Origin of the sequence: Quadrisphaera sp. GCM10027208 (assembly GCF_042658805.1) — a bacterium.
GTDB lineage: Bacteria > Actinomycetota > Actinomycetes > Actinomycetales > SCSIO-59966 > SCSIO-59966.
Map to the genome: position 1 here is coordinate 431,982 of NZ_JBHSRC010000001.1, position 13,014 is coordinate 444,995.

11 protein-coding genes and 1 tRNA gene are annotated in these 13,014 nt (G+C 72.9%); 5 read left to right on the plus strand and 7 right to left on the minus strand.

What is annotated here, in order from left to right; all coding sequences use genetic code 11:
• Window positions 1–9 precede the first annotated feature (9 nt).
• Window positions 10–375, minus strand: a complete 366-nt coding sequence (locus ACFP6A_RS02185; RefSeq protein ID WP_379601450.1) for a WhiB family transcriptional regulator — start codon at window positions 373–375, stop codon at window positions 10–12.
• Window positions 376–662: 287 nt separating this feature from the next.
• On the opposite strand from ACFP6A_RS02185, the gene ACFP6A_RS02190 reads away from it, so the two are divergent.
• Window positions 663–2,975 (plus strand): transglycosylase domain-containing protein, encoded by a 2,313-nt coding sequence (locus ACFP6A_RS02190; protein ID WP_379601200.1) that lies wholly within the window; start codon window positions 663–665, stop codon window positions 2,973–2,975.
• A 37-nt stretch (window positions 2,976–3,012) separates the two neighbouring features.
• Here the strand turns inward: ACFP6A_RS02190 and ACFP6A_RS02195 are convergent, their stop codons facing one another.
• On the minus strand, window positions 3,013–3,483 hold the full coding sequence (locus ACFP6A_RS02195; protein WP_379601202.1) for a GatB/YqeY domain-containing protein: 471 nt from the start codon (window positions 3,481–3,483) through the stop codon (window positions 3,013–3,015).
• A 34-nt stretch (window positions 3,484–3,517) separates the two neighbouring features.
• Here ACFP6A_RS02195 and ACFP6A_RS02200 point away from each other — a divergent pair, with 34 nt between their 5' ends.
• The 3 genes from ACFP6A_RS02200 (at window position 3,518) to ACFP6A_RS02210 (ending at window position 6,252) form a co-directional block, all read left to right on the plus strand.
• Window positions 3,518–4,426, plus strand: coding sequence for a metallophosphoesterase (locus ACFP6A_RS02200; protein ID WP_379601203.1), 909 nt, complete (start codon window positions 3,518–3,520; stop codon window positions 4,424–4,426).
• 16 nt (window positions 4,427–4,442) lie between these two features.
• Window positions 4,443–4,519 (plus strand) — tRNA-Pro (locus ACFP6A_RS02205).
• 293 nt (window positions 4,520–4,812) lie between these two features.
• A complete protein-coding gene (locus ACFP6A_RS02210) occupies window positions 4,813–6,252 on the plus strand; it encodes a DUF2786 domain-containing protein (RefSeq protein ID WP_379601204.1) in 1,440 nt (479 codons plus the stop codon).
• Between the two features lie 160 nt (window positions 6,253–6,412).
• Here the strand turns inward: ACFP6A_RS02210 and ACFP6A_RS02215 are convergent, their stop codons facing one another.
• Window positions 6,413–7,510, minus strand: coding sequence for an aspartate-semialdehyde dehydrogenase (locus ACFP6A_RS02215; protein WP_379601206.1), 1,098 nt, complete (start codon window positions 7,508–7,510; stop codon window positions 6,413–6,415).
• A complete protein-coding gene (locus ACFP6A_RS02220; protein ID WP_379601208.1) occupies window positions 7,507–8,775 on the minus strand; it encodes an aspartate kinase in 1,269 nt (422 codons plus the stop codon). The genes ACFP6A_RS02215 and ACFP6A_RS02220 overlap by 4 nt, the downstream gene beginning before the upstream one ends.
• A gap of 201 nt (window positions 8,776–8,976) precedes the next feature.
• On the opposite strand from ACFP6A_RS02220, the gene ACFP6A_RS02225 reads away from it, so the two are divergent.
• Window positions 8,977–9,768: a hypothetical protein gene (locus tag ACFP6A_RS02225; protein WP_379601210.1), complete on the plus strand. Its 792-nt coding sequence runs from the start codon at window positions 8,977–8,979 to the stop codon at window positions 9,766–9,768.
• A 27-nt stretch (window positions 9,769–9,795) separates the two neighbouring features.
• Here the strand turns inward: ACFP6A_RS02225 and ACFP6A_RS02230 are convergent, their stop codons facing one another.
• From ACFP6A_RS02230 to ACFP6A_RS02240, 3 genes are read right to left on the minus strand one after another with little or no spacing between them, the layout of a single operon-like run.
• Window positions 9,796–10,383 (minus strand): DUF5063 domain-containing protein, encoded by a 588-nt coding sequence (locus ACFP6A_RS02230; protein ID WP_379601211.1) that lies wholly within the window; start codon window positions 10,381–10,383, stop codon window positions 9,796–9,798.
• Window positions 10,376–10,975, minus strand: coding sequence for a recombination mediator RecR (recR, locus tag ACFP6A_RS02235; protein WP_379601213.1), 600 nt, complete (start codon window positions 10,973–10,975; stop codon window positions 10,376–10,378). Before recR ends, ACFP6A_RS02230 begins: the two co-directional genes overlap by 8 nt.
• A gap of 26 nt (window positions 10,976–11,001) precedes the next feature.
• Window positions 11,002–13,011, minus strand: coding sequence for a DNA polymerase III subunit gamma and tau (locus tag ACFP6A_RS02240; RefSeq protein ID WP_379601215.1), 2,010 nt, complete (start codon window positions 13,009–13,011; stop codon window positions 11,002–11,004).
• Window positions 13,012–13,014: the final 3 nt, after the last annotated feature.

Genomic DNA, 13,014 nt, shown 5'->3' on the forward strand with positions numbered 1-13,014 from the left:
AGGCTGGTCTCACGCAGAGACGGTGGTCCCCAGCCGCACGTGCTCCTCGCGGGCTGCTTCGAGCAGCCGTCGCCAGGACCGCACGTTGGGTCGTCGCTTGAGCAGCGCCCTCCGCTCACGTTCGGTCATCCCGCCCCACACCCCGAACTCGATCCGGTGGTCGAGCGCGTCGGCGAGGCACTCCGTGCGCACCGGGCAGCCGAGGCACACGGCCTTGGCCCGGTTCTGCGCGGCGCCCTGCACGAACAGCGCGTCCGGGTCGCTGGTCCGGCATGAGCCCAACAGGGCCCACTGGCCGACGCCGCGGCCAACGACGTCACCGGGCTCGACGTCACCGGGCTCGACGTCACCGGGCTCAGTGTCACCGGCCCTCACGTCGCCCGGTTCTGGTTCCTGGTCAGTCCTCATGTGCTAGCCCACCCCCTGAGTGGCAGCGTCGCCGCCGGCGCATCATCACTGACGGTCTACTGCGGGACCGACGCTAGGCCCCGACCGCGACAGTGCGTAACCACCCGATGGGACCATCCCTGGCCTGACCCATCTGCACTACCGCCCTGGGGTACCGCACCGGCACAGCGCGGCACGACGGTGGCCTGGCGCGGGCGCCAGCAGGGCCGCGGCGCCACGGGCTGACGGCTGGACCAGCACGTACGCTGGTCCGCATGGGTGGATCCCCCGTCGGCCCGGCGGGCAAGCTGGTCGCGCTGCTCACCGCGTTCGTCACCGCCAGCGTTGTGGGTGGTGTCCTCGTCGCCGGACTGTTCATGCCGGCGGTGGGCGCCACCGGGACCGTGGCCCGCAACTCGGTGGACTTCTTCGACTCGCTGCCCGAGGAGCTCGAGCCGCAGCCGCTGTCGCAGCAGTCCCGCATCCTGTGGGCCGACGGCAGCCAGATGGCCACGTTCTACGACCAGAACCGGATCGTCGTCCCGCTGTCGTCGGTCGCGCCGGTCATGCGCCAGGCGGTCATCGCCATCGAGGACGCCCGGTTCTACGACCACAACGGCGTCGACCTGCGGGGCATCGCCCGCGCCGGCGTCAACAACGTCACCGGGGGCGACACCCAGGGTGCGTCGACGCTGACCCAGCAGTGGATCAAGAACGTCCTCGCCGACGCTGCCCTGCGCGAGGGCGGCCGGGAGGCGTACGCCGCGGTGGTGGGCGACGACTACGGCCGCAAGATCCGTGAGATCAAGCTGGCGATCTCGGCGGAGCAGCGGCTGACCAAGGACCAGATCCTCGAGAACTACCTCAACATCGCACTGTTCGGTGACGGCCAGTACGGCGTGGCCACGGCAGCGCAGCACTTCTTCGGCAAGAGCCCCGCGGACCTCACGCTGGTCGAGGCAGCGACGCTCGCCGGGATGATCCAGCGCCCGACGTTCTACGACCCGATCCGCCACCCTGAGCGCGCCCAGGCGCGGCGCGACGTCGTCCTGCTGCGGATGCTCGAGGAGGACCTCATCGACCGAGCCGCCTACGACGAGGCCGTGGCCACTCCCCTGGACGCCTACCTCAACGTCCAGGAGACCCGCAACGGGTGCGCCGGCGCCGGAAGTGCCGCCTTCTTCTGCGAGTACGTCATCCACACCGTGCTCCAGGACCCGGCGTTCGGTGAGACCGCCGAGGACCGCCAAGAGCTTCTCTACCGGGGCGGGCTGACGATCCGGACGACGCTGGACAAGACCAAGCAGACGCTCGCCGACGCTGCAGTGAAGAACCACGTGGCGCCCGGCGACGAGGCAGGCGCCGCGCTCGTGACGGTCCAGCCGGGCACCGGCTACATCGTGGCGATGGCGCAGAACCGGGTCTTCGACCCCCGCGAGGAGGCCGGACCAGAGGGAACGGCGTACAACTACGCCGTCGACTCCGCGATGGGCGGACCGCCGAACGGCTTCCAGGTCGGCTCCACGTACAAGCCGTTCACCCTCGCCACCTGGCTCAAGGACGGCAGAAGTGTCTACGACCGGGTCTACGCCCCCGCTCGCCCCACCTACGACGTCCAGGACTTCACCCGGACCTGCGTGGACCGGGTCGTCTCCGAGGAGTGGCAGCCCCGCAACAGCGAGGGCCAGGGTGGCTTCGAGATGTCGGTGGAGGAGGCCACCTACCGCTCGGTCAACACGGCCTACACCGAGATGGCGCTCCAGCTGGACCTGTGCGACATCCAGGCCACGGCGCAGGCCCTCGACGTCCACCGGACCGACGGCGGGGACGTCGGCTCGGACCCGTCGTCCGTCCTCGGCGCCTTCGAGATCGCCCCGCTGACCATGGCGAGCGCCTACGCCGCCTTCGCCAACAGCGGCACGTGGTGCAAGCCCGTCGCCATCACCGAGGTGACCAACTCGACGGGCGAGGTCATCGGCGGGCAGGAGCCGGAGTGCCGCCAGGCGATCGACCCGGGAATCGCGAACACGGTCGCCCACACCCTGACCAACACCCTCGAGCGCGGGACCGCGCGGGGCAACGACATCGACTGGCCCGCCGCCGGCAAGACCGGGACGACGAACAACAGCTGGGAGACCTGGTTCGTCGGCTTCACCCGCCAGCTGGCCACCGCGGTCTGGGTCGGGACGCCCGACGTCACGCCCGACAGCCTCAACGGGCTCACCATCGGCGGCCAGACCTACAGCCGGGTCTACGGCGGGACGATCGCCGCACCGATCTGGCAGGACTACATGTCCCAGGCGATGGAGGGCCTGCCCGAGGAGGACTTCCCACGGCCGCCGAGCCGGCTGGTCCGTCAGCCCGCTCCACCGCCGTCCCTGCAGCCGGAGCCCGAGCCACAGCCGGCCCCGGCTCCGGCCCCCGCTCCGCAGCCGGCTCCGGAGCCCGAGCCGGAACCAGAACCGGAACCACAACCGGAACCCGAGCCGGAACCTGCACCGGAGCCGGACCCGCCCGTGCCGCCTGGGCAGGGTGGGGACGGCCCGCCGGGACTCGACCCGCCGGGTGAGGACGAGTCGAACGCCTGAGCCGCGGCGGCGAACCGCGGAGCCTGGGGGAAAGGTTTCAGCCCTGGAGCTGGCGGCGGACCTCGGCCGCCACCCGACCACCCTCGGCACGCTGCCCGGTCCGCGCCCGGACGAGTCCCATCACCCGGCCCATGGCCGCGGTCCCGGTCTGCCCGGACGCCGCCGCCTGTGCCACCGCCTCGGCGACGAGACCGGTGAGCTCGTCCTCGGTCAGCTGGGCCGGCAGGTAGCTCTCCAGCACCTCCTGCTCAGCACGCTCGCGCTCGGCCCGGTCGGGGCGGCCGGCGGCCGCGAACGCCTCGGCGGCCTCGCGCCGCTTCTTCACCTCGGTGCGCAGGACGGCGAGGACCTCGTCGTCTGACAGCTCACGGGCCGAGGAGCCCGCGACCTCCTGGGACTTCACCGCGGTCAGCGCCAGCCGCAGGGTGGCCGACCGCACCTGGTCCCGGGCGCGGATCGCGTCGGTGAGGTCGGACTGCAACCGGTTCTTCAGCACGGGGGTCGACATGACGAGCAGTCTCCCAGCACGGGAGGATGACCGCGTGCCCCGTCCTGCCGCTGGAGTCGCGCTCCGGCTCGCCGCGCTCGCCGGCGCCGCGGGCCTCGCCTACGCACGGTGGGAGGCGGAGTCCTACCGGCTGCGCCGGGTCGACGTCCCGGTGCTGCCGCCCGGCGCCGAGCCGCTGCGGGTGCTGCACCTGTCCGACGTCCACCTGCTGCCCCGTCACCGCCGGCGGCGCCGGTGGCTGCGCTCGTTGGCGGCGCTGGAGCCGGACCTCGTCGTGGACACCGGGGACAACATCTCCGCGGCGGACGCGATCGGCCCGCTGCTGGAGGCCCTCGACCCGCTGCTGCACCGGCCAGGGGTGCTCGTCCTCGGCTCGAACGACTACTTCGCCCCCCGGCTGCGGAACCCTGCCGCCTACCTGGCCGGTCCGTCGGCCGTCGTCGGTCCGCGGCGCCGGCTGCCGACCGAGGAGCTCGTCGCCGGACTGACCCGGCACGGCTGGGTCGACGTCGACAACGCCAGGACGTCGCTGACGGCGCGCGGGCACCGGATCGACGTCGTCGGGGTCGACGACCCGCACCTGGGCCGCGACCGCTACCTCGACGTGGGCGCCCCGGCCGACGCGGCCGCCACGGTGACGATCGGGGTCGCTCACGCGCCCTACCGCCGAGTCCTCGACGCGATGACCACCGACGGGGTCGACCTCGTACTGGCCGGTCACACCCACGGCGGTCAGCTCGCCGTCCCCGGTCACGGCGCGCTGGTGACGAACTGCGACCTGCCCGCGCGGTACGCCAGCGGCCTGCACCAGTGGACCTACCGGAGGCGACGCTCCTGGCTGCACGTGAGCGCCGGCGTCGGCACCTCGCCGTTCACCCCGGTGCGCTTCGCGTGCCCTCCGGAGGCCACCCTGCTGACGCTGACACCGTCGGCGCTGGGGTAAGGTAAGCGGGCCGCACCGGGGTGTGGCGCAGCTTGGTAGCGCGCTTCGTTCGGGACGAAGAGGCCGCAGGTTCAAATCCTGTCACCCCGACCACGTACCACCCCACCTCCTCGGTGATCATGCAATCCCGCCACCCTGCACGCCCCCGTGATCCATCGGGAACACCCTCACCGTGATCATGCAATCCCGCCACCCACTGGCCACCGGCCGGCTCGCAGAGTGCTGGGTTGGTGGCGCCGACACGCCGGTGAAGCTGTGCTGAGCCCAGCGTTCTGTGGTGGAGGCGCGAACTGTGGTGGAGGCGCGATGCCCAGCCGCCACGACCGAGTCCGCCGGGGTGTCCGAGCCCCGTGTCATCGTGTCGCCCGTCGACGGGAGGACAGGACATGGGACGCAACAACCAGCAACGCCGCCGGGCGAAGGCGAAGGCACGAACGGCGCGCACCTCCGGTGCCGCCTTCCGAACCACGGCGCAGAGCGACGGCCGGCGGACGGCGGCCTCGGCGCCGGGGAACGGGCACGTCGCCGAGCAGGTGCGCGACCTCGTGCACCTGGCGCTGCGGACATGGAGGCATGACCGGCTGACTGCCGACGCCGCGGTGAGCCGGTTGGCCGAGCTGGCGTCCGGAGGGGTCCCCGGTCGCCTGGCCGTATGCCGCCTGCTCACCGCGATGCTGCGCGAGCACCTGGCGGTGGCATGGCAGGAGGGCTGGCAGCCGGTCGACCTCCATCGTGTGGCCGCCCGGGGCCTTGCCGGCTCCCCTGCAGCGCCGGCCCACCAGCGAGCCGTCCTCCTCGACGCCGTCGCCGACGAGCTCGGTGGCTACGCACCGGACGCCGTCGACGCGCGGTGGTGGGCGCAGCTGGCCGAGCTTGAGGCGGAGCGGTGGTGGCCCTCCGACACCGACTACCTCAGCGCGCGAGCCGGCTCGGCGTCAGGAGGTTGGGCAGAGGTGTGCGGAGGCGCGGTGGCGGCGCTCGACCTGATCGTGTGGCTGCCACCCTTGCAGGTCATCGGGCCGCGCCCCGGGGAAGCCACCGCCGCCACCCGAGAGACCGCGGCGCGCGCGGCGGCCCTGGACGAGCGGATCCTGAGCCGAGTCCGGGCGCTGCTGGCCAAGGCTGAGTCCACGCCGTACGAAGCCGAGGCCGAGACGTTCACCGCTGGTGCGCAGGCGCTCATGGCCCGCCACAGCATCGACGCGGCCATGCTGGACGCGGCCCAGGCCAACCGCGCCGGGCCGCAGAGCATTCGGATCGGTATCGACCGCCCCTACGAGACGCCCAAGGCGATCCTCCTGGACGCCGTGGCGCAGGCCAACCGCTGCCGCACGGTCTGGTCCCAGCACTTCGGCTTCTCGACCGTGGTCGGCTTCGGGCCAGACCTGCGCGCGGTGGAGACGCTGTTCACCTCGCTGCTGGTCCAGTCCACCAGGGCGATGCAGCGCGAGGGGACGCGGCAGACCGCGTGGGGCCAGTCCCGCACCCGCTCGTTCCGTCAGTCGTTCCTGCATGCCTTCGCCAGCCGCATCGGCGAGCGCCTGAGCGAGGCGACCCGCGCGGAGGTCGACGCGGCAACCGCGGGAGAGGACGAGCCGGGCGCTGGCGTCACGACGGGCGGCCCCACAGCTCGCCACGAAGCGCTGCTTCCGGTCCTCGCCGCCCGCTCTCGGGCGGTGGATGACGCGCTCGAGGAGATGTTCCCCGACATGGTGCAGCGCACCGCCGGCCGCATCAGCGACGCCGAGGGATGGCACCGCGGTCGCGCCGCCGCCGACCAGGCGACCCTGGACGTCTTCACCCCGGTGGGGCGCTCCGGGTCCTGACCGACGTCGGCACGCCGGACGTCGGCACGCCAGTTCTCCCGTCCCGCTGCTGCACCGGGACTGGGGGATGAACGTCGGGTCCGGGGTGGCGGGATTGCATGATCACGAGGAGGGAGTTCGACTGCGCACGAGGCGGAGGTGGGGGCGGGCGCGGTGGGGCTCAGGACCCGACCATCTCCTGTGCCACCAGCTCGGCGATCTGGGCGGTGTTGAGGGCCGCACCCTTGCGCAGGTTGTCCCCACAGACGAACAGCTCCAGGGTGTTGGGGAAGTCGAGCGCCTGGCGCACCCGGCCCACCCACGTCGGGTCGGAGCCGACGACGTCCGCCGGGGTGGGGAAGTCACCGGCGCCCGGGTCGTCGAGCAGGACGACGCTGGGCGCCTCGATCAGCGCCTGTCGTGCCTCGTCGACGCTGACCGGGTTCTGGAAGGTCGCGTGCACCGCCAGGGAGTGTGTGGTGACGACCGGGACCCGGACGCACGTCGCGGACACCTTGAGGTCGGGGATGCCGAGGATCTTGCGCGACTCGTTACGGACCTTGAGCTCCTCGCTGGACCAGCCGCCGTCCTTGAGCGAGCCCGCCCACGGGACGACGTTGAGGGCCAGCGGCGCCGGGAACGGGGACGGGTCCTCCCCGAGCTTCTCCCGGATGGCCGCGCGGACGTCGCCTGCCCGCTGCCCGATCGACCGGTTGCCGGCCACCACCTCGAGCTCGTCGTAGAGCCGCTCGATACCGGGCTGCCCGGCACCGGAGGCCGCCTGGTAGGAGGCGACGACGAGCTCGGTGAGCCCCCAGCCGCGGTGCAGCGTGCCGAGGGCGTCCATCATCGTCAGCGTCGTGCAGTTGGGGTTGGCGATGATCCCCCGCGGGCGGTTGCGCACCTGGGCGGGGTTCACCTCCGGGACGACGAGCGGCACGTCCGGGTCCATCCGGAACGCGCCGGAGTTGTCGACGACGACCACACCGCGTTCGACGGCGACGGGCGCCCACTGGGCGGACACCTCGTCCGGCACGTCGAACATCGCGACGTCGACGCCGTCGAAGACCTCCGGCGCCAGCGCCCGGACCTCGACCTCCTCGCCGCGCACCCGCAGCCGGCGACCGGCGGACCGGGCTGAGGCGACGAGCCGGATCTCCCCCCAGACGTCCTCGCGGGTCGACAGGATCTGCAGCATGACCGTGCCGACGGCGCCGGTCGCCCCGACGACGGCGAGCGTCGGCTTGCGCGCCGGCACGTCGGACGTGGTGGCGGTCATCGTCCCGTCCCTCCGTAGACCACGGCCTCGCCCTCGTCGGAGTCGAGGTCGAACGCCGAGTGGATGGCGCGCACTGCGTCGTCCAGCTCGTCGGCCCGGGTGACCACCGAGATCCGGATCTCCGAGGTCGAGATCATCTCGATGTTGACACCAGCCTGGGACAGCGCCTTGAAGAACGTGGCCGAGACGCCGGGGTGGCTCCTCATCCCGGCACCGACGAGGGACACCTTGCCGATCTGGTCGTCGTACTGCAGCGAGTCGAACCCGACGGACTCCTGCACCCGGGTGAGGGCCTGCACGGCGCTCTGGCCCTCGTCCTTGGGGAGGGTGAACGACACGTCGGTCAGACCGGTCTCGGCGGCGGAGACGTTCTGCACGATCATGTCGATGTTGATGCCGGCGGCGGCGACCGCCTCGAAGATCTCGGCTGCCTTGCCCGGCTTGTCGGGCACCCCGACGACGGTGATCTTGGCCTCGCTGCGGTCGTGCGCGACGCCGCTGATGATCGCCTGCTCCACGGTGAGCTCCTCCATCGAGCCTGTGACGAGGGTTCCTGGTCGGGGTGAGAACGAGGACCGGACGTGGATCGGCACACCGGAGCGGCGGCCGTACTCCACGCAGCGGAGCATGAGCACCTTGGCGCCGCACGCGGCGAGCTCCAGCATCTCCTCGTAGGTGACGGTGTCCAGCCGCCGGGCGGTGGGGACGATCCGCGGGTCCGCGGTGAACACGCCGTCGACGTCGGTGTAGATCTCGCAGACGTCGGCGCCGAGCGCGGCGGCGAGCGCGACGGCGGTCGTGTCCGAGCCGCCACGCCCCAAGGTGGTGATGTCCTTGCCCTGCTGGCTGACGCCCTGGAACCCCGCGACGATGGCGATCGCCCCGTCGTCCAGGGCTCCGCGGATCCGGCCGGGCGTGACGTCGATGATCCGCGCCTTGCCGTGCACCGAGTCGGTGATCACCCCGGCCTGGCTCCCGGTGAACGACCGTGCCTCGTGCCCGAGGGTCTGGATGGCCATCGCGAGCAGGGCCATCGAGATGCGCTCCCCCGCGGTGAGCAGCATGTCGAGCTCACGGCCCTGGGTGATCGGGCTGACCTGCTCGGCCAGGTCGAGGAGCTCGTCAGTCGTGTCCCCCATGGCGGAGACGACGACGACGACCTCGTTGCCGGCCTTGCTCGTCTCGACGATGCGCTTGGCGACCCGCTTGATGCCCTCGGCGTCGGCGACGGACGAACCGCCGTACTTCTGCACGACCAGGCCCACGTGCTGGCTCCCTCGCAGGCGGCGGATGACGGACGGTGAAACTCGTGACCCACGGTGACCATGTGGTTACAGAGACTTCAGGCCACCGTGTCTGGCGCCGAGTCTAACGACGTCGGGCCAGGACCCGGCCCATGACCGTTGGACGAGACGGCCGTCCGAGATCTGGTGCCACCGGCGCCGGCCGGGAGGACGCGAAGGCAGGTGGACGCGGTGGAGGAGGTCTCCCGCCCGGACGACGGACGCCCCGGCGCCCGTCGCGCCGTCCGGGCCGGTCTGGGCGTCGCCGTGACCGCAGCCCTGCTCACCGGCTGCGGCGCGGCCGGGTCCGACCGGGCAGGAGGCCTCGACGCCGTGCCGGCGGCGGCCACCAGCAGCCCGGACGCCGCGCCGACGGCCACCGCAGCCTCTGCCGCGGCACCGAGTCCGCCCGACTGGCGGGCCGCGCTGCGGGCCGCCGCGGACTGGTCCGGGACGGCGCACTACGACGTCCGGGCCCGGGACGGGAGACGCGCGACCGCCGCCGTGGCCCGCGACGGCGACCGGCTCCGGGTCGACGTCGTCACCGACGGGCTCGTGTCGACCGTGCTGACCACCGACACCAGCTGGGTGGCGTGCGCCGGCAGCGGCAAGGACGCCGGCGACGCCGAGGACTGGACCTGCCTGACGGTGGCGGACGCCGACGCGGACCTACCCGCCGCCTGGGACCCCGGGGTCGGCCGGCTCGTCGCGCAGACGGTCCCGGGGCTGGCTGCTCGGGACACGGGCATCTGGGGCGACGGCTGGATCGTCGGCGGCTCGGCGGCGGACCCGGCGGACCAAACCGCGCCGTGCGTGGAGGTCGTCGGCGAGGCGACCGGTCGCTACTGCGTGACGGAGTCCGGGCTGCTGCGCCGGGCGAAGTTCACCGGCGGCGTGCTGGCGCTGGTGTCCTCGACGTCGACGGTGGACGACGGGGCGTTCGTGCCGCCGGCCGAGCCGGTCGACCTGGACTGACGTCGGCTGCGCCGCGGCGGAGCGCGCTCACCCGTGCAGGGCGTCGAACTCCGCGTCCGCGACGACGTCCTCGTCGGCGTCCAGCCGCAGGTGGGCGAGCAGCGACTGCAGCACGCGGAGCGCGCAGGCGGCCCGGTCGCCCCACGCGGACAGGTACGAGAACTGCCACCACCACAGCGCCTCGCTGACCCGGCCCGCCTCGTAGTGCCGCAGGCCGTGCACGAGGGCGAGCGCGATCTCGGCGAGGTCTCCGGACAGGCTGCCCCGCTCGACGTCCGGACGGGTCATCGGGTCCTGGACCTCGGCGTACTCGTCGACACCTTCGAGGAGGTTGGCGAGGCCGGTCCGCACCGGGTCGACGTCGGCGTCAGGGCCGGGGTCGGGCTCGAACCGCTCGGCCGGCAGCACGTCGGCGATGGCCCCGAGCCTGGCCCCGGTGACGAGCACCTGGGACGTGGCGAGCAGCAGCACCGGCAGCGCGGTCTCGGTCGCGCTCCCGGCCGCGACCTCGGTGACCGCGTCGAGGAAGCCGCGGACCTCGCCCGCGGTGAGGTCCGCGATGCCGGCGAGGTCGTCGCCGACGGTCGGGTCGGGTGCGGAGTCGGTGTCAGGCATCCAGCAACCTCCTACCCTCGAACGCCCGACCGAGCGTCACCTCGTCGGCGTACTCCAGGTCGCCGCCGACCGGCAGCCCGGACGCGAGCCGGGTGATCCGCAGCCCCAGCGGCTTGAGGGTGCGGGCCAGGTACGTGGCCGTCGCCTCACCCTCGAGGTTCGGGTCGGTGGCGATGATGATCTCGGTGACCTCACCGGAGGCGAGCCGGGTCATCAGCTCGCGGATGCGCAGGTCGTCCGGACCGACGCCCTCGATCGGGCTGATCGCGCCGCCGAGCACGTGGTAGCGGCCCCGGAACTCGCGAGTGCGCTCGATCGCCACGACGTCCTTGGGCTCCTCCACGACGCACAGCACCGACGCGTCCCGGCGAGGGTCCCGGCAGACCCGGCAGAGGTCCTCCTCGGCCACGTTGCCGCAGACCTGGCAGAACCGGACCCGCGCCTTGACCTCGGTGAGGGCCGACACGAGCCGCCGGACGTCGGCCTCGTCGGCCTGCAGCAGGTAGAAGGCGATCCGCTGGGCGCTCTTCGGGCCGACGCCGGGCAGCCGACCGAGCTCGTCGATCAGGTCCTGGACCACGCCTTCGTACACTCGGCCGACCCTACTTCCTCACGGGGTCAGGGACCCTCACGGACCTCGATGACGCGCCCGCCGAGGATCTGCTCGACCACTTGCGGCCCGGCGAGCCCGGAGTCCTCCGCGTCCTCGTCGTCACGGCTCCAGGTGTCGTCCTCGGGGGCCACCGGGGCCTGGACCGCGGACGCCGGGCCGCCGGCCGCCTCTCCCGCGGGACGTCGCGGTGCCGGCTGGGCGGGGGGGCCGGGGTCGTCGTCCGGGGGGTCAGGTGGGGGGTCGCTGTCGGCCCCGGGACCCGACGGCGACGGGGACGTCGCCGGTGACAGCGACGTGGCCGCCGGAGACGTGGTCTCGAGAGACCTGGCTGTGGGGGGCGTGGTTGCAGGTGGCGTCGTCGCGGGAGACGCCTGGTCGAGCGGCACCGCCTCGACCCGGACGTCGAGCCCGAGAACGTCGATGAGGGCCTGCCGGACCAGCTCGGGGTGCGCTCCCCTGGCGAACATGGCGAGCGCCCCGGAGTTGGAGAACCCCAGCCGCAGGGTCTGCTCGTCCACGCTGAGCACCTGGGCGTACTGGCTGGTGGCGCTCCACGTCGTCCGCTTGATCTCGCGGAGCCGGGAGAGCACGTCCGGCCACATCCGGCGGACCGCCTCGGCACCGGCGACCCCGGCGGACGCCGCAGCGGGCTGGGGCGCAGGTTCGGGCTGGTGCTCGGGCTCGGGCTCGGGCTCGGGCGCATGCTCGTCGGCGACGGGCTCGTGCGGGCGCTGCGTCTCCGGCGTCCGCTCAGGGGCGGGCTCGGGCTGGGGCGGTGCCTGCTGCGTGGTCGACTGCGTCGTCGGCTGCGTGGGCTGCGGCACGGACGGCTGGGCGTCGCTGGTCGGCAGCGAGACGTGCAGCCGGCGCTCCAGCCGGTCGAGCCGGGCAGCCAGCCCCCGTTCGGTGCTCTCAGCGCCGGGCAGCAGGATCCGCGCGCAGAGCAGCTCGAGGTGCAGCCGCGGCGACGTGGCGCCGACCATCTCGGTCAGTGCTGTGTTCGCCAGGTCCGCCGCCCGGGACAGGGTGGCCGGGGCGAACCCGGCCGCCTGCTGCTGATGCCGGTCGAGCTGGTCCTCCGGCAGCGCCCGGAAGATCGAGCGCGCCCCGTCGCCGACGGCCTGCAGGACGATGAGGTCACGGAACCGCTCGAGGAGGTCCTCGACGAACCGGCGCGGGTCGTGGCCGGACTCGATGACGCGGTTCACCACCCGGAACACCGTGGCGCCGTCGCCGACCGCGAAGGCCCCGACGACGTCGTCCAGCAGCGCCGCGTGGGTGTACCCGAGCAGGGTCACCGCCGTCTCGTAGTCGACGCGGCCACCGGAGGCGCCGGCGACGAGCTGGTCGAGCACGGACAGCGAGTCCCGCACCGACCCGCCGCCGGCCCGGACGACGAGCGGCAGCACTCCCTTCCCGACCTCGACCTGCTCGGCCCGGCACACCTGCTCGAGGTGGTCGAGCAGCCGCTCCGGCGGCACGAGGTGGAACGGGTAGTGGTGGGTCCGGGACCGGATCGTGCCGATCACCTTGTCCGGCTCCGTGGTCGCGAAGACGAACTTCACGTGCTCCGGCGGCTCCTCGACGATCTTCAGCAGGGCGTTGAAGCCCTGCGTCGTGACCATGTGGGCCTCGTCGATGATGAAGATCTTGAACCGGTCGCGGGCCGGGGCGAACACGGCCCGCTCCCGCAGTTCCCGCGCGTCGTCCACGCCACCGTGGCTGGCGGCGTCGATCTCGACGACGTCCAGGCTGCCCGGGCCGCCGCGGGCGAGCTCGACGCACGAGTCGCACTGACCGCAGGGGGTGTCCGTCGGGCCCTGCGCGCAGTTGAGGCAGCGGGCGAGGATCCGCGCCGACGTCGTCTTGCCGCAGCCGCGGGGCCCGGAGAACAGGTAGGCGTGGTGAACCCGGTCGCTGCGCAGCGCCTGCATGAGCGGCACCGTGACGTGCTCCTGCCCGATGACCTCACCGAACGTCTCGGGCCGGTAGCGGCGGTACAGCGCGGTGGACACGGA